Source organism: Clostridium cylindrosporum DSM 605, from assembly GCF_001047375.1.
Classification (GTDB): Bacteria; Bacillota; Clostridia; order Clostridiales; family Caloramatoraceae; genus Clostridium_AB; species Clostridium_AB cylindrosporum.
This window is the reverse complement of record NZ_LFVU01000024.1, coordinates 72,344-96,018: the sequence shown is the minus strand read 5'-3', so window position 1 is coordinate 96,018 and position 23,675 is coordinate 72,344. Positions and strand designations below refer to the sequence as shown.

The 23,675-nt window shown below is 34.4% G+C and carries 23 protein-coding genes; 20 read left to right on the top strand and 3 right to left on the bottom strand.

All coding sequences use genetic code 11. The features are described from left to right. Positions 1-20: 20 nt before the first annotated feature. Positions 21-1,355 carry a nucleobase:cation symporter-2 family protein gene (locus tag CLCY_RS05995; RefSeq protein ID WP_048570218.1) on the bottom strand — a complete coding sequence of 445 codons (1,335 nt, stop codon included), beginning with the start codon at positions 1,353-1,355 and terminating at the stop codon, positions 21-23. A 327-nt stretch (positions 1,356-1,682) separates the two neighbouring features. After that, positions 1,683-3,038, bottom strand: a complete 1,356-nt coding sequence (locus tag CLCY_RS05990; protein WP_048570217.1) for a nucleobase:cation symporter-2 family protein — start codon at positions 3,036-3,038, stop codon at positions 1,683-1,685. Between the two features lie 303 nt (positions 3,039-3,341). Here CLCY_RS05990 and CLCY_RS05985 point away from each other — a divergent pair, with 303 nt between their 5' ends. Further along, the gene (locus tag CLCY_RS05985) at positions 3,342-5,003 is read left to right on the top strand and encodes a PucR family transcriptional regulator (RefSeq protein ID WP_048570216.1); all 1,662 of its coding nucleotides are present in this window, start codon (positions 3,342-3,344) and stop codon (positions 5,001-5,003) included. A gap of 46 nt (positions 5,004-5,049) precedes the next feature. On the opposite strand, the gene CLCY_RS05980 is transcribed toward CLCY_RS05985, so the two are convergent. Then, positions 5,050-5,745 carry a cyclase family protein gene (locus tag CLCY_RS05980; RefSeq protein WP_048570215.1) on the bottom strand — a complete coding sequence of 232 codons (696 nt, stop codon included), beginning with the start codon at positions 5,743-5,745 and terminating at the stop codon, positions 5,050-5,052. A gap of 685 nt (positions 5,746-6,430) precedes the next feature. Between CLCY_RS05980 and ftcD the strand changes: the two genes are divergently transcribed. The 19 genes from ftcD (at position 6,431) to CLCY_RS05885 (ending at position 23,659) form a co-directional block, all read left to right on the top strand. Continuing rightward, positions 6,431-7,360, top strand: coding sequence for a glutamate formimidoyltransferase (ftcD, locus tag CLCY_RS05975; RefSeq protein WP_048570214.1), 930 nt, complete (start codon positions 6,431-6,433; stop codon positions 7,358-7,360). Between the two features lie 70 nt (positions 7,361-7,430). Further along, positions 7,431-9,101, top strand: coding sequence for a formate--tetrahydrofolate ligase (locus CLCY_RS05970; RefSeq protein ID WP_048570213.1), 1,671 nt, complete (start codon positions 7,431-7,433; stop codon positions 9,099-9,101). Between the two features lie 61 nt (positions 9,102-9,162). Further along, positions 9,163-10,605, top strand: a complete 1,443-nt coding sequence (locus CLCY_RS05965; protein WP_048570212.1) for a dihydroorotase — start codon at positions 9,163-9,165, stop codon at positions 10,603-10,605. Between the two features lie 64 nt (positions 10,606-10,669). Further along, a complete protein-coding gene (locus CLCY_RS05960) occupies positions 10,670-11,287 on the top strand; it encodes a cysteine hydrolase family protein (protein WP_048570211.1) in 618 nt (205 codons plus the stop codon). A 101-nt stretch (positions 11,288-11,388) separates the two neighbouring features. Then, positions 11,389-11,949: a UbiX family flavin prenyltransferase gene (locus CLCY_RS05955; protein ID WP_048570210.1), complete on the top strand. Its 561-nt coding sequence runs from the start codon at positions 11,389-11,391 to the stop codon at positions 11,947-11,949. A gap of 15 nt (positions 11,950-11,964) precedes the next feature. After that, positions 11,965-13,329 (top strand): UbiD family decarboxylase, encoded by a 1,365-nt coding sequence (locus CLCY_RS05950; RefSeq protein ID WP_048570209.1) that lies wholly within the window; start codon positions 11,965-11,967, stop codon positions 13,327-13,329. Positions 13,330-13,347: 18 nt separating this feature from the next. After that, positions 13,348-13,617 carry a BMC domain-containing protein gene (locus tag CLCY_RS05945; protein ID WP_048570208.1) on the top strand — a complete coding sequence of 90 codons (270 nt, stop codon included), beginning with the start codon at positions 13,348-13,350 and terminating at the stop codon, positions 13,615-13,617. Positions 13,618-13,634: 17 nt separating this feature from the next. Continuing rightward, a complete protein-coding gene (locus CLCY_RS05940; protein WP_048570207.1) occupies positions 13,635-14,249 on the top strand; it encodes a hypothetical protein in 615 nt (204 codons plus the stop codon). 19 nt (positions 14,250-14,268) lie between these two features. Continuing rightward, positions 14,269-14,703, top strand: coding sequence for a BMC domain-containing protein (locus CLCY_RS14070; protein WP_048570206.1), 435 nt, complete (start codon positions 14,269-14,271; stop codon positions 14,701-14,703). A gap of 85 nt (positions 14,704-14,788) precedes the next feature. Then, complete coding sequence (gene pduA, locus CLCY_RS05930) at positions 14,789-15,070, top strand: propanediol utilization microcompartment protein PduA (protein ID WP_048570205.1); 282 nt, start codon at positions 14,789-14,791, stop codon at positions 15,068-15,070. Positions 15,071-15,135: 65 nt separating this feature from the next. Beyond that, the gene (locus tag CLCY_RS05925; RefSeq protein ID WP_048570204.1) at positions 15,136-15,960 is read left to right on the top strand and encodes a flavoprotein; all 825 of its coding nucleotides are present in this window, start codon (positions 15,136-15,138) and stop codon (positions 15,958-15,960) included. A 12-nt stretch (positions 15,961-15,972) separates the two neighbouring features. Further along, on the top strand, positions 15,973-16,257 hold the full coding sequence (locus CLCY_RS05920; RefSeq protein WP_048570203.1) for a EutN/CcmL family microcompartment protein: 285 nt from the start codon (positions 15,973-15,975) through the stop codon (positions 16,255-16,257). Positions 16,258-16,276: 19 nt separating this feature from the next. Beyond that, the gene (locus CLCY_RS05915) at positions 16,277-18,091 is read left to right on the top strand and encodes an adenine deaminase (protein ID WP_048570202.1); all 1,815 of its coding nucleotides are present in this window, start codon (positions 16,277-16,279) and stop codon (positions 18,089-18,091) included. Between the two features lie 182 nt (positions 18,092-18,273). Then, a complete protein-coding gene (locus CLCY_RS05910) occupies positions 18,274-19,467 on the top strand; it encodes a cytochrome c biogenesis protein/redoxin (protein ID WP_048570201.1) in 1,194 nt (397 codons plus the stop codon). Positions 19,468-19,483: 16 nt separating this feature from the next. Beyond that, positions 19,484-19,921 (top strand): winged helix-turn-helix transcriptional regulator, encoded by a 438-nt coding sequence (locus CLCY_RS05905; RefSeq protein WP_048570200.1) that lies wholly within the window; start codon positions 19,484-19,486, stop codon positions 19,919-19,921. 171 nt (positions 19,922-20,092) lie between these two features. After that, complete coding sequence (locus CLCY_RS05900; RefSeq protein ID WP_048570199.1) at positions 20,093-21,412, top strand: ABC transporter substrate-binding protein; 1,320 nt, start codon at positions 20,093-20,095, stop codon at positions 21,410-21,412. A 250-nt stretch (positions 21,413-21,662) separates the two neighbouring features. After that, the gene (locus CLCY_RS05895) at positions 21,663-21,884 is read left to right on the top strand and encodes a hypothetical protein (RefSeq protein WP_048570198.1); all 222 of its coding nucleotides are present in this window, start codon (positions 21,663-21,665) and stop codon (positions 21,882-21,884) included. A 78-nt stretch (positions 21,885-21,962) separates the two neighbouring features. After that, positions 21,963-22,847 carry a carbohydrate ABC transporter permease gene (locus tag CLCY_RS05890; protein ID WP_048570197.1) on the top strand — a complete coding sequence of 295 codons (885 nt, stop codon included), beginning with the start codon at positions 21,963-21,965 and terminating at the stop codon, positions 22,845-22,847. A gap of 11 nt (positions 22,848-22,858) precedes the next feature. Beyond that, positions 22,859-23,659 carry a carbohydrate ABC transporter permease gene (locus CLCY_RS05885; RefSeq protein WP_048570196.1) on the top strand — a complete coding sequence of 267 codons (801 nt, stop codon included), beginning with the start codon at positions 22,859-22,861 and terminating at the stop codon, positions 23,657-23,659. Positions 23,660-23,675: the final 16 nt, after the last annotated feature.

Sequence of the window (23,675 nt, the reverse complement as noted above, 5' to 3'; positions counted from 1 at the left end):
TTTTTATATTGCCATTTTGATTAATCACGTTTAGTTATTGTTGGTGTTCCACCATTAAATATCTCATTCCAATTAAGGAATAGATTAAGTATTATAGCTGATATACTACATGTAACAATACCACTTTCAAATACCATCTTTGCGTAACTTGGGAATCCTGCAACAATAGACGGAACCATAGTAACTCCAAGTCCAAGTGCTATAGAAACTCCAGCAACAAGCATGTTAGATGTTCTTGAGAAGTCAACCATTTGAAGATTTCTAATTCCTGATATGGCAACCATACCAAATAGTGCAATCATAGCACCTCCAAGTACTGAGGTAGGAATAACGGTTGCTATAGCGGCAAGTTTTGGTAGCATACCAAGTATTATAAGAATAAAACCACCTGTAACTACTACAAATCTACTTCTAACTCCTGTTAATGCAATAAGTCCGATGTTTTGTGAGAATGTAGTGTATGGGAATGAGTTAAACACCCCACCAACTATTTGAGCAAGTCCTTCGGCACGAAGACCCTTTCCAACATCATCTCCAGTTATTTCTTTTTCACATACGGTACCTGCTGCAAAGAAAACTCCTGTTGATTCTATCATACTAATAACTGCAATTATACACATAAGAACTATTGGTATGAAGTGGAACTCTGGTGTTCCAAAGTAAAATGGGGTTGCAACTCTAAACCAAGGCTCTTGCCCTACTATTGAGAAATCTACCATTCCCATAAAAGCTCCTATGATAGTACCAACTATAATTCCAAGTAAAACCGATATGGATTGGAAGAAGCCATGGAAAAATCTATTAACAACTATTATAAATATAAGAACGAAAAACCCGAGTAAAAGGTTTCTAGCGCTTCCAAAGTCCTTTGCTCCTTGACCTCCACCTAGATTGTATATACCTACATTAATAAGTGAAAGACCTATAACTGTTATTATTGAACCAATAACAACAGGTGGAAAGAATTTAAGAAGATATTGAAAGAAATATGAAGCTATAAGTACAAAAATACCACTAGCGATAATAGATCCATAAATTGACCCTATGCTAAATTTTGTACCAATGATTATCATAGGTGCAACTGCTTGGAAAGCACAACCTAATATAACAGGTAGCCTAATTCCTGCGAATTTACCTATACCAATTGATTGGATTAAAGTAGCTATACCACAAGTGAAAAGGTCTGCTGCTACTAAATAAGCTATCTGCTCTGGAGTCATGCCGATTCCCTTACCTATAATCATAGGTACAATAATAACTCCGGCGTACATAGCAAGAACTTGTTGAAGTCCTAAGGGCAGAAGTTGGTAAAGTGGTAACTTTTCATTTACCTTGTCTACTGTATGATTTTGCATCGTAACGATACCCCCTTTTTAATTAATATAAAAAGTATAAAAATAAAGAATATATAATAAAAGTATATCCCTAATAAAAAAAAGTAGTCAATGGAAATAGAGTTTCTTTGTATTAATTGAAAATCACTATTAATTTATAGATATTATTAATGTTCGTACAAGGGGAGAAAAAATTAATATATTAGGTTTTAAGTTAACCAAAAAGAGCTAAATTTATACTCAAAGTAGAAGTAAATAATAGGGTTAGTGGAAAAGTTAACAAATTTTGAACATGAAAAGAAAAGCTATCAAGTTTCTGATAGCTTTTCTTTATAGTTACATAATAATTTAAAGTGAATGTTCATCTGGTAAAACCATTTCAGGCTTTACATTGCCTTTTAATTCATTCCAGTTAAGTAGTATATTAAGAAGTATAGCAACTATACTACCTGAAACTATTCCACTTTCAAAAAACAGTTTTAAGTTCTTAGGGAAAAAGGCGAAAAGGTCTGGGGTAATTGAAACCCCAAGTCCAACTGCGATAGAACAAGCTGCAATTAACATATTAGATGTTTTGGTAAAATCAACAACAGATAATGTTTTAATTCCTGATATAGCAACCATACCAAACAATGCAATCATAGCACCTCCAAGTACACAAGGAGGTATTATTGTAGCGATTGCAGCAAACTTAGGAATAGTACCAAGAATAATTAAAATAATTCCTGCAGATACAACAACATATCTACTTCTTACTTTAGTAAGAGCTATAAGACCAACGTTTTGAGAAAATGTAGTATATGGGAATGCATTAAATATACCCCCTAGAACCTGAGCAATTCCTTCAGCGCGTATACCTTTTACAATATCCTTTTCCTCTATTTTCTTTTCGCAAACATTTCCTGTTGCAAAAAATACTCCAGTTGATTCTATCATACTAACAAGTGACACTAGGCATAGGGTAAATATAGCTGCTGGTACGAACTTAGGGAAACCAAAGTAAAATGGTGTAACAATATTAAGCCATGGTTCATTTACAATATTATCAAGGCTAACTATGCCTGCTAGATAGGCAAGGATTGTACCAGATATAATACCTATTAAAACAGATATGGTTTGCATAAATCCTTTGAAAAACTTGTTAGATAAAATTATGATTAACAAAGTAAAAATTCCAATTCCAATGTTTTGAAGACTTCCAAATGTTTTTGAGGCAGTAGCCTGTGCACCTCCACCTAAATTATTAAAAGCAACACCAATAAGAGATAGTCCAATGATTGTAATAATCGAACCTATAACAACGGGTGGGAAGAATTTAAGAAGCTTACCGAAAAAGTATGCTGCAAAAAGTACAAATATCCCAGAGGAAATAATTGAACCGTAAATAGCTTCTATTCCATAGTCTTTTCCAATTGAAATCATTGGGAATACAGCTTGAAAGGCACAGCCTAAAACAACAGGAAGACGAATACCTGCGAAGTTCAAAATACCTAGAGTTTGAATTAAAGTTGCAATACCACAGGTGAAAAGATCTGCAGCAACAAGATAGGCTAATTGCTTTGGATTAAGACCTATACCTTGACCAACGATAATAGGAACTATAACAGCACCTGCATACATCGCAAGTACATGTTGAAGTCCCAAAGGAATTAACTGACTAACTGGTAATTTCTCATTTAATTTGTCAATACTTTGGGTTTGCATAAAATACCTCCTAAAAACTTATTAAATTATAAAAAGTAAAAGTTATTAAAAAGTGCATCTGATGTGATGGAGATGAGTATTTTGAAGATATACCTATATTTATGCATTTGTGTATTTAATATATTACATTTTAGATTATTAAATAAATAAAATATTAATAAATTATTAAAAAAATGTTATCATTTATTATAAGTTAGAAGATGTATATTGAAATTGATATTTTATTGACTAAATGGTATCTTTAATCTATTAGAAAAATGATAGATAAAGAATGATTGAATACTTATAAAGGTGATGAGTGTAATGATAAAAAATGGAGTTACAATTGATGATATTTTGAAAATGGAATGTATGAAAGAATCAAGACTTGTGGCAGGTTCTGGAGGAGAGAATAATATTATTACACAGGTAAATGTAATGGCAGATCCAGATGTTCTTAACTGGGTTGATGAGGGGGAACTTCTTTTAACAACAGCATATTCTTTTAATGCTGATAATATGGAAGAACAAATGAATCTTATTAAAGAATGCTCTAAGAAAAAGTTAGCAGGTATAGGAATTAAAATATATCCTTATCTTAATAGTCTTCCAGATGAGGTAATTCAATTAGCCAATGAACTAAAGTTTCCTATAATAGATCTTTATTATGCAACAGCACTTTCGGATATAATTACCCCTATTTTTAGAGAAATATTTAATAGACAAGCTTATATTTTACAAAAAATAGAAAGTATTCATAAGCAAATGACAAACGCAATACTTATGGGAGCTAGTGTTGAGGATATGGCAAATGTTATATTTGACCATATTAAAAATCCTATATTTGTAAAACTTGACTTTCCAGAAAAATCTATATATAAGTCAAGTAGTGAAGATTTATCCATAAAAAGTGTACTTATAAAAAATGCTGAGGGGTTTAACCAAAGCATAATGAAAATAACTGATAACAATATATATGAAAGTAAAGAATTTATAAGAGGGGCTCATGTTTCAAGGGTTGTTATGCCTATAACAATTAAAAATAATGTATACGGACATGTTTTTGCTTGGGGAATTAACTCATCAATTCAGGGAATAGATATATCTATTTTAGAGTCTGCATCAACTACCATAGCCTTGGAAGTTTTGAAAAACCTATCAATAAGAGAAGTTGAGAATAAATATAGAGCGGAGTTTTTAGATGATCTTCTATCAATAGAAGAAAGAAGAAGTGAAAAAGCATTAGAGAGGGCATCTTTTTTTGATATTGGTATAGAGGATAAGTCGCTTATAATCCTTATAAGTATAAAGGATGAAGTCTATAAAAAGGATGATATAAGTAGAGGTAATAATCAAGAAAACATTACAAAGATAGTGCATTTTATAGAAAAATCATTTAAAGATTTATCATTAAAAGGAATAGTTGCAGGAAAGACGGAAAGTATTATTGTTCTACTTTCGTTTAAAAAAGATACAGAGATAAATTATTCTTTAGGTGAGTTTGTTAAGTTTGTAAATGAAATGTTTGAAAAGAGATTTTCTGAATTTAGTTTTAAAATGGGAATTGGAAGAAGCTATCTAGGTCTTGAAAAATCATATAAAAGTTACAAAGATGCTCTAGAGGCTATAGCAGCAGGAGAAATCTTAGGAGAAGGGAATATAGTTTATTTCGAAAATCTTGGTATATACAAAATCCTATGCCAAGAAAACTTAAGAGAAGAGATCGAGAAATTCTATAAGATGAATCTTGAACCTCTAGTAGAATATGATTCAAAAAAATCTACAGAACTTGTTAAAACTCTTGAAGCTTATTTTGAACATAATGGAAATTTAAAGAAAATGTCAGATGCGTTATTTACCCACTATAATACTATTCTTTATAGACTAAGTAGAATTAAGGAAATAACAGGGGTAAACTTTGAAAATGCAAAGGATAGATTGAATTTAGAAATTGCACTAAAAATAAAGATGCTTTTAAAGAAATAAAAAATGCTGTTGATAAGAAATCTATCAACAGCATTTTGAATATATTTTATTCTTCTACAAGTGCAACTGCACGGATAGGTGAACCTGTACCGCCTCTTATTTTAAGAGGTAGACCAATGTATAGGAATCTCTTACCTGCAACTTGATCAAGGTTACATAGGTGTTCTGTATTTGTTATGTCGTATTCAGCACAAACAAGGTGACCTGAGAAATCAAGATCATCTGGAGTTTGGTCGATAGCTGGTGCATCAACTCCAATATTTACAACACCTTTTTCAGCAAGCCACTTAGCAGCATCATAGCTAATACCAGTGTACTTATCTGTGTAAGCATCTGTTCCATAATTTCTGTTGTAGTTTCCTGTGTACATTAGAACGATATCACCCTTTTGAATTTCAAGACCTGAAGATGCAAGTGCTTCTTCAAAATCCTTAATGTCTATGTAGTCTGGATATCTCTTGTGTGAAAAGTCTAGACAAATAGCACTTCCCCAGTAATAGTCAAGAGGCATATTTTCAATACTTGCTCCGCCTGGTTTGTATTCTATAACAGCGTCACTATGTGTTCCACAGTGTTCACTCATAAGAATGTTTCTAGCATAGAAACCTAGAGTCTTGCTTCCAGTAGCAGCCATGTTTTGTTCATGAGTTTGGTTTGTCATGAAGAAAGTTTTTTGGTGAATACCAAATAGAGGCATTCCTTCGTAAATTTCCTGAGATAAATCGATAAGTTTTAAAGCCATTAGTAGACCTCCTTGTAAATAGTTTTATATTTTTTATCTAATTGAAACAACTGGATAAAAGTGATATATTAATTTTAATTATACTACTATTCTATAAAAAGTTCTTTATAGAAAGTATACCCTATATTAAAAAGTTATAAAAGTCAATTTTACTATTGTAAGGCATTAAAATTTCTAAATAAAACAATATATAACTTAGAATCCAAGTGATTTACTTGATTTTTACACCTTATTGTGAAGTCAACACAAAAGAAAACAATATAAAAATAATATATAGGTTTAATTTTGTAGTATATATACAAGCGGAAAAGCTGACTTTTATGGTATCCTTGTAATAGAAATATTAAACTCGTCAATACACCAAGAAATTGGTATTTAATTCTTGTTACTTAAAATATAAAAATATTACTTATATAAGGGTTATCATTTTTTAAATTATATGCTAAAATAATAATCGAGTATATTACACTACATAATTTGCGTGAATAAAGTTACATAACAAGGATAAAAATAACTTGGATAAAGTTTACTAAGTATTTTGTCATATTTTTACACTTGGTTATTGATTAATTTTCGCGATATAATTTATAGTATATGATACTCACTTAGAATACATACCATATATATAAATGCATAAAAATTTATTTATGATATAAATTTTTAATTTTGGAAGGGGGAACTCAAAATGTCACAAGAAAAAAAGTATATACTAGCTGTACCAAACTTCAGCGAAGGTAGAAGACAAGATGTTATCGAAGCAGTAGTAGATCAAGTAAGAAACGTAGAAGGTGTTAAGCTTGTAAGCTATGAACCAGAACACGATTTCAACAGAACAGTTGTTACTGTAATTGGAGAGCCAGCTCCACTTAAGACAGCTCTTAAGAACATGGCTAAGAAGTGTTATGAACTAATCGATATGAGAGAGCAATCAGGATCACACCCAAGAATAGGTGCACAAGATACTATTCCTCTATTCCCATTCAGAAACATTGAATTAGAAGAAGTTATCGCGATTGCAAACGAAATTGGTAATGAACTATTTGAAGAAACTAAGATGCCAATATTCTTCGCAGCTGAAAATGCTAGCAATGAAGAAAGAAAGGCACTTGCTTTCATAAGAAAGGGTCAATACGAAGGACTAAGAGACCTTCTTAAGGACGAATCAAACGCTGATAGAGAAGCTAGAAAGCCAGACCTAAGCGTTGATGGAAAGCTTTCAGATACAGCAGGAGCTACAATCGTTTCAGCTGATAACGAAGGACTAACAGCTTTCAACATATTCCTAGCTACTGAAGATGTTGCAACAGCTAAGGCAATAGCTAAGGGACTAAGAGGACCATCAGGTGGATTCTCAACAGTTAGAGCCGTTGGAATTAAGTTCCCAGAAAGAAGCGGAGTTGTTGTTTCAATGAACATGCTTGACTGTTCACAAACTCCACTATACAGAGCTCTTAACTTTGTAAGATCAGAAGCTGCAAGATACGGAGTAGCAGTTACTGGTACAGAACTAGTAGGACCAATCAAGCTTGATTACGTTCTTAACTCATTCGAATACGGTCTAGCTCTAGAAGGATTCAATAAGGAACAAATTCTAGAATACCACCTAATGGGTTAATTGTTACTTAAATAGTAATTAAGACACAGATTTTTAGATAAAAAGTTAAAACGCATAGGAGGCTTTTATAATGAAAACAGACGTTCAAATAGCTCAAGAAGCTCAAATGAAGCCAATCACTGAAGTGGCTAACTACCTTGGAATTCAAGATGATGAACTAGAACTATACGGAAAGTATAAGGCTAAGGTTTCTCTAGACGTTCTAGAAAGACAAAAAGATAAGGAAGATGCTAAGCTTGTTCTTGTAACAGCTATCAACCCAACTCCAGCTGGAGAAGGAAAGACAACTACAAACGTTGGTCTTTCAATGGGTCTTAACAAAATTGGTAAGAGAACAATCACAGCTCTTAGAGAGCCATCACTAGGACCTTGCTTCGGAGTTAAGGGAGGAGCAGCAGGTGGTGGATACGCACAAGTTGTACCTATGGACGATATCAACCTACACTTTACAGGTGACTTCCATGCTATAACTTCAGCTCACAACCTACTAGCAGCACTACTTGACAACCATCTACACCAAGGAAACGCTCTAAACATCAATCCTAAGAAGATTGTTTGGAAGAGAGTTATCGACATGAACGATAGATCACTAAGAAACGTTATAATCGGTCTTGGTGGAAATGGTGATGGATTCGTAAGACAAGCACAATTCGATATCACAGTTGCTTCAGAAATAATGGCAATTCTTTGTCTTGCAACATCAATGTCAGACCTTAAGGAAAGACTTTCAAAGATGATCGTAGCTTATGCTAAGGACGGAAGCGCAGTTACAGCTGGTCAACTAGAAGCTACAGGAGCTATGGCACTTCTTCTTAAGGATGCTGTTAAGCCAAACCTTGTTCAAACACTAGAAAACACACCTGCATTCATCCACGGTGGACCATTCGCGAACATCGCACATGGATGTAACTCAGTTCTTGCTACTAAGGTTGCTCTTAAGCTTGCTGATTACGTAGTAACTGAAGGTGGATTCGGTGCTGACCTTGGAGCTGAAAAGTTCTTTGATATTAAGTCAAGATTCGCTGGTCTTAAGCCAAACTGTGTAGTTATCGTTGCTACAGTTAGAGCTCTTAAGATGAACGGTGGAGTTCCTAAGACTGAACTAGCTGCTGAAAACGTTGAAGCTGTTAAGAAGGGTGTAGCTAACCTTGAAAGACACATTGAAAACGTTGCTAAGTTCGGAGTACCAGCAGTTGTTGCTATCAACAAGTTCCCACTAGATACAGAAGCTGAACTTAAGGCTGTAGAAGATGCTTGTAACGCTAAGGGTGCAGACGTTGTTCTTTCAGACGTTTGGGCTAACGGTGGAGAAGGTGGAGTTGAAATGGCTAAGAAGGTTGTTGAAATCTGTGAAAAGAATGAAGCAAACTTTGCACCACTATACGATGTAAACCTAAGCATTCCAGAAAAGATCGAAAAGATCGCTACTACTATATACAGAGCAGACGGAGTTGACTTCACTTCAGATTGTAAGAAGCAAATCGCTGAACTTGAAAAACTTGGTCTAGACAAGATGCCAATCTGTATGGCTAAGACTCAATACTCATTCTCAGATGATCCAACACTACTTGGAGCACCAACAGGATTCAGAATCACTGTAAGAGAAGTAAGAGTATCAGCAGGTGCAGGATTTATCGTAGCACTTACTGGAAATATCATGACAATGCCAGGACTTCCAAAGGTTCCAGCAGCTAATGGTATGGATATACTTGAAAGCGGAGAAATCATAGGATTATCATAAGATTATCTTGGATTTTGAAGTAGTTTAATATAAATATTTAAAATTTTGAGGGGGTTTATTTATGAAGTTTGATGTTATTGTTAAAAACGCTAGAATACCTCAAGGACATGCTAACGAAACAGTTGTTACTAACATTCTTATAAAGGATGAACAAATCGCAGGATTTGTTAACTGTATCGATGGAATTGACGCAGTAAACGTTATTGATGCAGCTGGAAACCTAGTACTTCCAGGATGTATCGATTCACATACTCACTTTATGGATCCAGGATTCAGCCACAGAGAAACAGTTGAATCAGGTTCACAACAAGCAGCTAGAGGTGGTATAACTACTGTTATCGACATGCCTTGCTGTACAGTTCCTTCAGCTAGAAACGTTGATCAATTCAACTGGAAGAAGGAATACTGGTCAGAACATTGCCACGTTGACTTCGCACTTTGGGGTGGAGTAACTGGTGAAGACGTAAGACTTAAGCAACTTCACGTTGTTAAGGATCAAGCAGATGCAGGAGCAGTAGCTTTCAAGGTATACATGACACCTTCAGTGCCTACATACCCAAGAGTTACAGACCCTGAACTACTTGAAATTGCTAAGGCTGTTGCTGAAACAGGTCTTTCAATGGGTGTTCACGCTGAAAACTTCGCTATGTGTGACTTCTACGTTAACAAGCTTAAGGAAGAAGGAAGACTAGACGGACCAGCTTGGGCTGACGCTAGACTTGAACTTGCTGAAAAGGTAGCTATCGAGCTTGGAATCAGCATATCAGAAGCTACAGGTGTTAGATACCACGTAGTTCATATGTCAACTTCAATCGGAGCTAAGCTAATCAGACAAGGTAAGATGAGAGGTCTTGATGTAACATCAGAAACTTGCCCTCACTACCTAACAATCAACGCTCAAGATGCAATGACTGAATACCATGCATGTGCTAAGATTGCTCCACCTCTTAGAACTAAGAAGGACAATGCTGAGCTTTGGGAAGGTCTTGCTAATGGATCAGTAGACTTTATCGCTACAGACCATGCTCCATACAACATAGAGCTTGAAAAGACTGGAAGAGATATCTGGACTGCGTTCCCAGGAATCCCAGGAATCGAAACAATGGTAGAAATCATTGTTAACGGATTCAACGATGGAAAGATAACTCTTGAAAAAATGGTAGAAATTCTTTCAAAGAATGCTGCTATTCACTATGGACTATATCCTAAGAAGGGGTCAATGCAAGTAGGATCAGACGCTGACCTTACTATAATTGACCTTGACAAGGAATGGACTATAGACAAGGATGATAAGGACTCATACATGCAAAACAAGTATACTCCACTTCAAGGTATTAAGCTAAAGGGTAGAGTAAACAAGACAATCGTAAGAGGACACCTTGTATACGAAGAAGGAACTGGAATCATCTCAGAAGCTGGTTTTGGTAACTTCATTCCAAGACAAAACGAAGATAAGCTTGAAAGAAAGCTTAGATTCATTGAATACAAGCCAACAACATTCTAATTTAAGTTTATAAGTTTTTAATAAATTTATATAAATTTTTTACAATCGAAAGGGGAAAATTATAATGGCAAGATACGGTATATGTGTAATCGATATGCTTAACGACTTTATAGGAGAAAGCGCACCACTAAGATGTCCAGGTGGGGAAGAAATCGTTCCTAACCTACAAAAGCTTTTCAAATGGGCTAGAGCTAGAATGGACGCTGGACATGATGATGTTCATCTAATCCACATCCAAGAAGCTCACAGAAAGCATGATGCTGACTTCAGAGTAAGACCAGTTCACGCTATAAAGGGAACTCATGGATCAGATTTCATAAAGGAACTTTACCCAGAAGACAGAAGATGTGAATACATCATTCCTAAGAGAAGACACAGTGCGTTCCAACACACTGACCTAGACCTATACCTAAGAGAAGAAAACCTTGATACAGTTGTTATCACTGGTGTTTGGACTAACGTTTGCTGTAGATCAACTGCTGCTGACGCTCTAGCTAACGCTTACAGAGTAATCACTCTAACTGACGGTAACCACTCAAAGACTCAAGCTCAACATGAAAGTGGTCTAGTTGACCTTTCAATCTTCACTAAGCTTACTACAATCGATCAATTTACAGCTGATATAGACGCTGGAGTTGACGCTTGGGCTGGTGCTGGAGATCAAAAGAACGAAGTTAAGTAATTTAAATTTACCTATATAAGGTGAAAATATGCCTGCCCTTATGGGTGGGCATTATTTCCTTATAGAATTATATGGAAACTTTCAGAAAGCGGGGAAAATCTATGAAAGTTATTGTAGGAGTTTCAGGAGGCAGCGGAGCAATCTACGGTGTAGCTCTTTTGAAAGTTTTAAAAGAACTTGGAATAGAAACCCATCTTGTTGTTTCAACACTTGGAGAACATGTTGTTGAACACGAGTGTGGTATTAAATTAGATGAGCTAAAAAAGCTTGCCACTTATTATCATGATAACAAAAATCTTGCTGCGCCTATTGCCAGTGGGTCTTTCAAAACAGACGCTATGGTAATAGTACCATGCTCAATGAAAACAGTAGCATCTGTAGCTTATGGACTATCTGACAATTTGCTAACAAGAGCTGCTGATGTTAGCATAAAGGAGAATAGAAAGTTAATTGTAGTTCCAAGAGAATCGCCTCTTAGCACAATTCACTTAGAAAACATGCTAAAGCTTTCTAAACTTGGAGTTACAGTACTTCCACCTTCTCCAGGATTTTATAGCCAGCCTGAATCTATAGGGGATATAGTTGCCCTTATAGTAGGTAGGATATTAGATCAATTAGGAATAGAACACAATCTCTTAAAGAGATGGGGAGAAGAAGCTTAGGAAGGAGGAACAATAATGGAAACTCAAATGTTAAGAGCAACAATGAGACAATTAGAACAATTAGGCGAAATTGAAGTTTGCAACGTACCAGTAGATCCTAAGTTTGAATTAGGAGCAGTACTATCTCACTTTAATAATCAAAAGCCAATACTATTTAATAATGTTAAGGGATACAATATGCCAGTACTAGGTGGTCTTTATGGTAACCGTGATTTATACCATAAGCTAACTAATACTAATACTGAAGAAAGAATCTTCAAGTATATGAACGCTATTGCAAACCCTCAACCAGCAAGAATAGTAAATGATGGACCTATTAAGGAAAATATTATTACTAGAAATATAGATATACCAAGAATGTTCCCAGCTCCAACTTCACATGATAGTGATTCAGGTGCATTTTTAACAGCTGGTATGTTTATAGTTAGAGATCCTGAAACAGGATACACTCATATGGCTGTACGTAGATTCCAAGTTAGAGGTGGAAATATAATTAACGCTCTAATTTCAGGACACTCACCAGCACTTAGAGAGCAATTTGCTGAATTCGAAAAGATCAACAAACCTCTAGAATGTGCTGTTGTACTAGGATATGATGCAACTTACCTTTTAGCATCACAAATTGGTTCAAGAAGATACGGACTTGACAAGCACCAAGTAGACTCAGCTCTAAGAGGTGAAGCACTTGAACTTGTTAAATGTCATACAGTAGATCTTGAAGTTCCAGCTTTTGCTGAAATGGTATTCGAAGGAGTTCTTCTACCAAACAGACGTGAAATAGAAGGACCATTCGGAGAACTTATGGGATACTATGGTGAAACAGCACCTAACCCAGTTATGGAAGTTAGATGTATAATGCATAGAAATAATCCTATATTCCAACATGCATTCCCATGTAGAGAAGAACATCTTGCTAACGGACTTATCAGAGAAGTTGAGCTTTACGGAGCACTTAAGAACATGGTAGATGTTCAAGATGTTAACATCACTATAGGTGGTGGATGCAGATTACATGCTGTAGTGTCAATCAAGAAGAAAAAAGAAGGTGACGGAAAGGCAGCAATACTTGCGGCACTTGGAAGTTGCTACGATATTAAGCATGTAGTTATAGTTGACGAGGATATTGATATATATGATCCAATGAGCGTAGAACTTGCACTAGCATCAAGAGTTCAAGCAGCTCAAGATGTTGTAATAGTTCCAGGAGCTAATGGTTCAGGACTTGAAGCATCTCATGTATACCGTGGAGTTTCAGACAAAATGGGTATAGATGCAACTAAGCCTTTAAATGATCCACATGGTTTATTTACAATGGCGTATATTCCAGGATTCGAAAACGGTGTAGACATCGAAAAGTACATTCCAGGAATCAATAAATAATAAGGATGGTAAATTAGTATGAAGCAAGCTATAGGAATAGTTGAAACTAAAAGCTTAGTAGCTGCTATCCAAGCTTCAGATACTATGGTTAAGGCAGCTGACGTACATGTTGTTGATTTCAACTATGTAGGTTCAGGAATAGTAGCTGTTATAGTATCAGGCGAGGTTGCTGCTGTAACTGCAGCTGTTGAAAGTGCTTCTGAAGTTATAGGTCAAATAGCAGACATTATATCAACAAATGTAATTGCAAGACCTCATGATGAAGTAGATAAAATGATTAATCAGTAGTCAATGGTGGTGATAAAATGGCAGATCTACTTAGTGTAGCAATGTTTAAGAACATTGTTAATAAGTCAAACTTTTCAGATAAAACTACTGCTAAATGTTCTTCAAGCGTTTCAAGACTTAATCAAAGTCAAGAAAATATGCTTGTCGGCTTACTAAATAAGTCACAAAACCTTAGCAGTTATGTATCATCAGCTTCAAAGACTTCTGCATCACAAGCTACTTCAAATCTTGGAGGAAATTGTGGCAAGAAGGTAAGTTTAAGCGAAATGATAAAGCCAAGTAATGCTTCAGGCAGCGTTAAATCTGCATCTGAAGTACTTAATAGTATGGCAAAACCTGCTGTGGCAAGTAATCCACAGCTAGGACAAAAGGTAGATATTCAAAGCCTTATTGGAGGAGTTAAAACTCCTAAGGCTGCAGCTGCATCATATGATGCAAAGAAGAGTACTACAGTTACACTTAATGAACTTGCAGCTAAGTGTAAAAAAAGCACAGATGTGCCTGTAGAAACTACAGTAAAGGTAGAAACTGGAGTAAAAAAGAGTGTGATAGCTAATGCACTAGGAATTGATAGCTTAGTACCAAAAATATCACTTAACTCAATTGGCAAGAGTAACTCCTTTTTCAAGTAAGATATAGGAGGATGAAACATTGAGATCAGCTCTAGGTGTAATAGAAGTAATAGGACTAGGAACTGCAATTACTGCACTTGATGCAGCTTGTAAAGCAGCAGATGTAACTCTTGTTGGTTATGACAAGGTTATTGGTGTTAACAAGGCAATAAGTGTTGTAGTTAATGTAGCTGGAGAAGTTGCAGCTGTTAAAGCAGCAGTAGAAGCAGGCGCAGCAGCAGCTACTAGAGTAGGAACTTTAGTATCTTCACACGTACTTGCAAGACCACATGAAGAACTTGACATGCTTATCAATGAGTTCGCTAAGAACCTAAAAAAAAAAGTAGTTAAGGAAGAATCAGTAGTTGAGGAAGCAACTGTAGAACCAGTTGTTGAAGAAGTTGAAGAAAATATTGAAGAAGCTACTACAGATGAAAAGTCATCTAATAAAAATGATAAGAAAAACAAGAAATAATTTATAACACATTCTAGTGTAGAATAAATTAAATTACATTAAACAATTTAATTAAATTGTTTTTAAATTGAGGAGGTAAATTATTATGGCAACAGGACAAGCTTTAGGAATGATCGAAACTAAGGGACTTACAGCTGCTATTGAAGCAGCAGATGCAATGGTAAAGGCTGCTAACGTAGCACTTGTTGGATACGAAAAAATTGGCTGGGGACTAGTAGCAGTTATGGTAAGAGGAGACGTTGGAGCTGTTAAGGCTGCAACTGATGCTGGAGCAGAAGCTGCAAGATCAGTTGGTGAATTACACGCTGTTCACGTAATCCCAAGACCACACTCAGAAGTAGAAAGAGTAATTCTTAAGTCTGAATAATCTTTTTATAAACTTGTGCTGTCATAAGGAATTATGGCAGCGTAAGCTGAGAAGAGGTATAAATAATGAATAAAAATAAAATGACCATGGATATACTTGAAAAGTTATCTATAAAGGTAACTAGGGGAGCATATCCAGGAATAGAAGTTAAATCAGTAGCAAGTAATCAGGTACAAAGTACTCAAATATTTGCACCACAGGTTCCTAAAAATGATACAAAGTTACTAGTTGTTTTTACAGGTAGCAACCTAGGTTTTGAGGAATCACTAAGTGAAGCTAAAAAGCTTAAAGACCTTGGATATACAATTGATGTTGCTATTTCTGAAAGTGCTGAGTCTATGTTTGGGGAAGAAAGATTTAGATCTTTAAATCCACGTAGCCTTTATACTGCAAAGGACAAGATGAACTATCTTGAGATGGTTCAAAATGTTGATGCGGTAGTTGTACCAATAGCAACACAAAACACTGCAATAAAACTTTCACTTGGACTACAAGATAGTTTTATATCAATGCTTTTATGGCAAAGCCTTTGGCAAGGAAAGACTCTTTTTATGAACATGGATGATATGACAACTCATAGAGGCATGGAAGCTAAGTCTAAAATGCTTCTTCAAATGATGAGTGGTTATGTTGATAAGTTAAAGAGACTAGGTGTTAAACCTATTTCAACTTTAAACCTTTCAAAATCAATCCATGAGAGCTTTACTTCTGAGAAAAACTCAAGTATTAAATTTGAAGGTGCTATAGAAAGACCTGTCATAACTGAAAAGGACATTCTAAAAAGAGCAGCAGGAGACACTATAACTGTTCCACTAAGAGCAATTATAACTTCACTAGCTCAAGAAGCAGCTAAAAATCTTAGTATAAATATAGTAAGGCAAAACGGGTAAAGGGAGAAAACTATGAATATAGGAAAAGTAATAGGAAACGTTGTAGCGACAAGGAAAGATGAAACATTAACGGGAAGTAAGCTAATGCTTACTCAACCACTTGACATAGACCTAAAAGCTAATGGAGATCCAATTATAATGGTAGATACTGTTGGAGCAGGTATTGGTGAAATTGTGATGTTCACTACAGGTACGGCATCAAGAAATGCTGCTGAAAAGCCTGATTCTGCAATAGATGCAGCTATAATTGGTATTATTGACTACGTTGATGTAGACAGAAGCTCCATTGAGAAGTAATTGAGGGGAGGCACTAAAAATGCTTAACATGAAGTCACTTAAAGAATCAATCGAATACAGAAAGTTAATCGATGTTCTAATGGGCGATAAGGATCATGCAGACATCGTACTATACCATGGTAACGTTATTAACGTTATATCAAGAGAAATCTACGTAGCAGACGTAGCTATAAAGGGGAAATACATCCTTGTAGTTGGGGACGCTTCAAAGCTAGTTGGACCAAACACTGTTGTTGTTGATGTACAAGGTAAGTACATCTCACCAGGATTTATGGATTCACACATGCACTTTGAAAGCTCAATGCTTACAGTAACAGAATTCTCAAGACTATCAATTCCATCAGGTACTACAACTCTAGTTGCAGACCCACATGAAATTGGTAACTCACTAGGACCAATAGGAATGAAGGCTATGGCTGATGAATGTTCAGTTGTACCAAACCACGTACAACTTCAAGTTCCAGCTCTAGTTCCAGACTGTCCAACACTTGAAACTGCATCATACGATGTAACTTCAAAGGACATGGAAGATCTTCTAAACTATCCAAACATACTAGGTATTGGGGAACTTCAAGGGTTCAGTAACGCTCAACACGTTTACAATAACACTCCAGAAGTTATTGATGACCTTGTAGCATCAACTCAATACGCTAAGTCACTTGGAAAGCCAGTTGACGGTAATGCTCCAGATCTATTTGGATGCGACCTTGCAGCTCACATCATCGCTTGTGGAGGAACTTGTTCATGCCACGAAACAACTAAGAAAGATGAATGTGTAGAAAAGGTAAGACAAGGTGTTTACGTATTCATGAGAGAAGGTTCAACTCAAAGAAACATGGCTGAATGTATCAAGGCTGTAACTGAAGAAGGACTAGACTCAAGAAGACTTATCCTAGCTTCAGACGATATGGTTGCTGAAGACCTTGAAAAGAAGGGACACATGAACGATATCGTAGCTAGAACAATCAGAGAAGGTGTTAATCCAGTTGAAGCTATTCAAATGGTTACAATTAACCCTGCAACTTACTGGGGATTCAATGACAGAGGAGCTCTTCTAGCTGGAAGACTTGCTGACATTGCTATCATCAGTGACCTTAACAACATGGTTGTTGATGCTGTATTTATCGAAGGTAAGCTAGTAGCTGCTGAAGGAAAACTTCTAATAGACCTTCCAACTTACACTTACCCAGATTCATGCAAGAACTCAGTTAAGAGAGGTCCTGTAACTGAAAAGGATCTTGAAATAGCTGCAAATGGTTCAACTGCTACAGTTAGAGCAATGGAAGTTATTCCAGACCAAAACCTAACTGGTAAGATGGAATTCAACGTAAGAGTAAACAACGGTGTAGTTGTTGCTGATACAGCTCAAGACTGTCTTCCAATCTGCTGTCTAGAAAGATACGGAAGAAACGGAAACATTGGTAAGGCATTTATCAATGGATTCGGTCTTAAGACTGGTGCTTTCGCTGAATCAATCGCTCATGACACTCACAATATCCTAGTTGTAGGTACAAACTACAAGGATATGATGATTGCTGCTAACAGAGTAATCGAACTTAAGGGTGGAATTGCTGTTTCTAACAACGGTAGAGTAATTGACGAACTTGCACTACCAGTTGGAGGTCTTATAACTGACGAACTTAACGGATTCGAAGTTTCAGCTAAGATTGCTCAACTAGAAGCTCTAGTTAAGAACGAACTAGGATGTAAGATTCATGCACCATTCATGCACCTTTCATTCGTAGGTCTTTCAACTTCACCAGACTGGAAGATTACTGATTTCGGTCTAGTAGACGTTAACAACTTCAAGATTCTTCCTGCAGTTGTTGAATAATAGAATATAAGCTTATAGCTTAATATATTTAAAACCTCTAGAATTTATTCTAGAGGTTTTTATTTTATGAAGTATTAAGGATTATTTGACACTCTACATAAGTATATATATACTAATATTAGTAACTTTAAAAAGTAAAGTAACTTGTTAAAAGAAAGTTAGTAGTATTAGGAGGCTAGTTTATGGATTATTTAAAGATAGTTGTTGTTTTCTTTCAAGGAATAATTTCCTTTTTTTCTCCTTGTATATTACCTATACTACCTATTTACATAAGTATTTTATCTAATAGTAGTGTAGGTTCTGTGAAAGATGAAAATATAAAGTTTAGAAATACATATCTATTTAAAAATACCATTCTATTTACATTAGGTATATCAACTACATTTTTTATATTAGGATCATCAGTTAGTTTTTTAAATAAGATACTATCATCAAATAAGGATATATTGATGTTTTTTGGAGGACTTCTTATTATAATAATGGGACTTTTCTACATGGGACTTTTGAGGATTCCTTATCTACAAAGAGAAAAGAAGTTTAATATGGAAGTAAAGAATATGAAACCTTTAACTGCATACTTACTTGGATTTACATTTAGTTTTGGATGGACTCCATGTATAGGTCCTATTTTAGCATCTGTACTTGTTATGGCATCAAGCTCAGAAAGTGTATTAAGTGGAAATATATTAATATTTGTTTATTCTATGGGATTTATTGTACCATTTATTGTTATAGCTTTATTTTATAATAAACTATTTAAGATACTTGATAGTATTAAAAAGAATATGAATATTATTAAAGCTATTGGTGGAATAATCCTTATAATATCAGGAGCTGTAATGATGGCAAATGGAGCAGAGAGAACATATAATTATTTCTTTAAAGACTCTACTCCAAAGGTTCAAGAGTCTAAGGAGCAATTAGAAGAAGGATCTAAGGAAGAGGATAAGGATGTTGCACCTGATTTTACATTAACTGATCAATATGGAAAGACACATACCCTTAGTGATTATAAAGGAAAAACTGTATTTTTAAACTTTTGGGCAACATGGTGTCCTCCATGTAAAGAAGAGATGCCAAGCATAGAAAAGGTTTATAAAGAATATGGCGAAAATAAAGGTGATGTTATAATTCTTGGAGCTACATTTCCTGAGATATTCAAAGAAAGGGACGAAGAGTATATAACTAACTTTTTAAAGGAAAATAATTATACCTTCCCTGTAGTATTTGATAGTGAATTTGAACTTGGAGAAAGCTACTATATTAATGCATTTCCTACTACATTTATAATAGATAAAGAAGGAAATATAAAACATTTTAGCCCTGGGGCTATGGATGAAACTACTATGAAACAATTAATAGAATCTGTAAAATAATTAAGAGGTGATTTAAGTGAAACTTAATTATAACCTAAAGTGTAATTTAGCAAATACATTAAATATTGTAGGAGATAAGTGGACACTACTAGTTCTTCATAGAATTTTTAAAGGTATAAATATATACAAAAATCTTTTAGAAGCCTTATCTCCTATTCCTACTAATATATTATCAAATAGATTAAAGCTTCTCGAAGAAAATAAGTTAATAATAGCAGAATTATATAGTGAGCATCCTCCTAGATATAAATATGTTTTAACTGAAAAAGGCGAAGATTTTAGGGATGTGTTTTACTCTATGATTATTTGGGGAGAAAAGCATTTAGATAATTGTGATAAGACAGTTTTACATGAAAAATGTGGAGAAAAAGTTGAAATAAAATATTATTGTAGTAACTGTAATGAATATGTAGAGGATCTAATAGTTAATGTCTATGAAGATAAAAACAAGTAATTTGTTATAGATAAATGTAATAATGTATAAATTTGGCATAGATTAAAACTATTATACATAAAATAAATAATTATGTAACATGAATAGTAAGAGAAGAAATGCATTTCTTCTCTTACTATTTGTTTTTTTATAAAAACTTGCAATAATATAAAAATTTAAGGGGGATTACACATGAAAAGATTTTCAAAAATCTTAGCTACGATGCTTATACTTGTGGTTACTATTGCAGCCTTTGCTTCTTGTAGTAAATCAGATAACAAGTCAAAAAGCACTTCATCAGCTAAGGAAATTACTGTTTGGCTTCCACCTATAGGGCCAAATGATAAGCCTGTATGGGAACCAATATTTAAAAAGTTTGAAAAAGAAAATAACTGTAAGATTAAACTTGAAATTATACCGTGGCAAAATTACCCGGAAAAATACGCTACAGCAATTCAAGCAGGAACAGGTCCTGACGTTGGATATATGTATGCTGAAATGTACCCACAATTTATAAAAATGGGTGCAGTAGAAGATTTAACTAAGCGTTTTACAGATGAAGATTTTAAAAACTATACATATCTTGATGCATCTAAAATGATGGGGGGAATGTATGGTTTCCCAATAGAAGCTGCAAACCCAGGTGTGCTTTACTTTAATGAAGATATAGTAAAGGCTACTGGAGAAGCGGCTATACTTGCTAAGCTTAAGAAGCATGAGCCAATTACTTGGGATGAGTTTTTAACTGTAGCTAAAAAGGCTACTAAGGATATTAATGGAGATGGCAAGGTTGATCAATGGGGATTTGCCCAAGGATGGGGTGCTACTTTCTTTGGTGACCTTAACTGGAACTGGTACAATTACCTATGGCAAGCAGGTGGAGATATTTACACTGAGGATTTAAAGGGAGTTAAGTTTAACGATGCAGCAGGAGTAAAGGCTGCGAAGTTCCTTTATGATATGAAGAATACATATAAGATAATACCAAGTGATGCTATGAGTAAGACTAACGAAGATATGCTTAAAACTGTTTTCGGGCCTGGAAAGGCTGCATTTGCCATAGGACTTTCATCTAAGGCATCAGAACTTTTCGATAAGGAATTTAAAAACTTAAAGTATGACTTTACTATTTCAATGAAGGATAAAAAGGCTGCTACATTTGCATCAGTTGATCAATTAACATTAATGTCAGCTGCTAAGGATAAGGATCTTTCATTTAAGCTTATGAAGCATATGCTAAGCGCTGAGTCAATGACAGCATTCCATAAGTATAATCCAAGAGCTCCTATAAGTAAGGATGAACCATACCAAGGAGATCCTAAATTTAAGGAAATGATTGAAAAGGACAAGGGAATATATAGACCACTTGTTGTTGGGCCTAATGGAGTTGAAATTTATGAGTATCTATGGAAAGAGCTTCAAAAGACAATGAATGGTGAAAAGTCACCGGAAGCTGCTTTAAATGATGCTGCTAAATATGCAAACGATCTTATTTCAAAAAATTCAAAGTAAATTAATACCTACTACTTAGAAACTATCTATTTAGAAGGTTAGATAGCCACTAGTTTTCTAGTGGCTATCTTAATTTTATAAAAATTTATTATAGAATAGTCCTTACAGATAATTTTAATCAATTAGAATAAACGATGTTATCCTATAATCATATAATATACTATTGTCATTATAAATTTAACTAACACAAGGCGTAAGGTATTTTTTATCATAATTAAAGTTTGAAAAATAAATTATGGAGGCATGTTAAATGATATCAGCTATAAATCCTTATGGTGTTAATTCAAATTTTAGAGCACAGGGAAATGCAGCGGGAGACTACCTTTGTTTAGACTTAGTTATAAAGACATGTAAAAGTATGGAGATTAGCGTAAATGAATTTTGGAGTTCATACGACCCAAAGAAGTTTTATATAGGTATACAAGGTATAAATTTTAATACTGTAGGGGCTAGATTAAATGTTAAAGCTTAATTATTGACTAAATTAAATAGTAAAGGAGTTTAAGAGGGGGTTAGTATCTATAGTATGCTCCCTCATTAAATTGAAAGTATGATAAAAAAATTAAAACTAAAGAAGTTAACACCATATATGTATATACTTCCAATAGGTATAATACTATTTTCTTTTTATATTATACCTATGATAATGTCTATGGTATTTGGCTTTACAAAGTATAATATTATGAGTCCAGCTGAGTTTATAGGACTAGAAAATTACAAGGGCCTTTTAACAGACACAATGTTTAAGGATTCATTAAAAAACACCCTTATATTTTCCCTTGTATCTGTACCTTTTCAAACAATAATAGCCCTAATATTTGCTGTATGGCTAACTAGTAAAGAAAGTAAGTTTTATAATTTTGTAAAGGGAGTTATATTTATACCTGTTATATCATCTATGTTACTTATAAGTGTTATATGGAAGGTATTCTTAAACTTACAGACCTCTCCTATAAACATGATATTTAATATCTTTGGAGCTACACCACCTAACTGGTTAGGTAATCCAAGTATTGTTCTTTTTACCCTTATAGCTATTAATATATGGAAGAATATAGGGTACTTTGTTGTTATATATGTATCGGCAATTATGGATGTTGATAGAAATGTATATGAGGCAGCTAAACTTGATGGTGTAAATAAACTACAAGAATTTAAAGATATTACATTACCTCTACTTAAGCCAACAACAATTATGGTTGTATTTCTTGGGGTAATATGGTCATTTCAAACCTTTGATCTTATATACAATTTAACAGGTGGAGGGCCTGGAACTAGAACTATGACTCTTGTTCTTAATATATATAATTTATCCTTTAAGGATTTTAATGCAGGGTATGCAATGAGTGTAGCAAATGTTCTATTATTTATTATAGCTACAGTTAGTATACTTCAAAAAACACTTTTAAAAAGAGATAAATCTACAATATATTAAGGGGGAGTTATATGAAAACGCTAAAAAGTGCAATATCAAATTTCTTATTAATTATTATAGCTAGTTGTATGGTAATTCCTTTTATATACATGTTGTTAATATCATTTAACGTAACATACAACGAATACAATATAAGTTTTACATCACTAACACTAGAAAATTATAAAACAATACTTCAAGATTCTACTTTCCTAAGGTACTTTATTAATAGTAGCTTTATAGCAGTATCTGGGGTAATACTTAATGTTACATTTAGTTCCCTTGCAGCTTACTCATTTGCAAAACTTGATTTTAAGGGAAATGAATCTATTTTCTTTTTTATGATAATGACACTTATAATTCCATCTCAGGTTACTATGATTCCACTGTATATAATTATGAAAAATCTAGGACTTTTAAATACATACTGGGCATTAATTCTTCCTCTACCAACTGCATTTGGAGTATTTTTAATGAGACAGTCCATACTAAATATACCAAGGGAACTTATTGAATCTGCAAGAATAGATGGGCTTTCAGAATTTAAAATATTTTTATACATAGTACTTCCATTAATAAAACCATCAATAGTTGCTCTTTCTATATTTACCTTTATAGGTGCATGGAATGAGTTTTTATGGCCCCTTGTTGCAACTAGTGGGGATGATATGAAAACACTAACTGTTGGCATGTCAACTCTTGGAGTACAGCATCATACTAACTATGGTCTTGTTATGGCAGGTGCTACTTTAACATTTTTACCTGCATTTATTTTTTATGTACTACTTCAGAAAAAGTTTCAGCAGGGAGTTACATTATCAGGAATGAAGTAAGTACTAGTATTTAGGA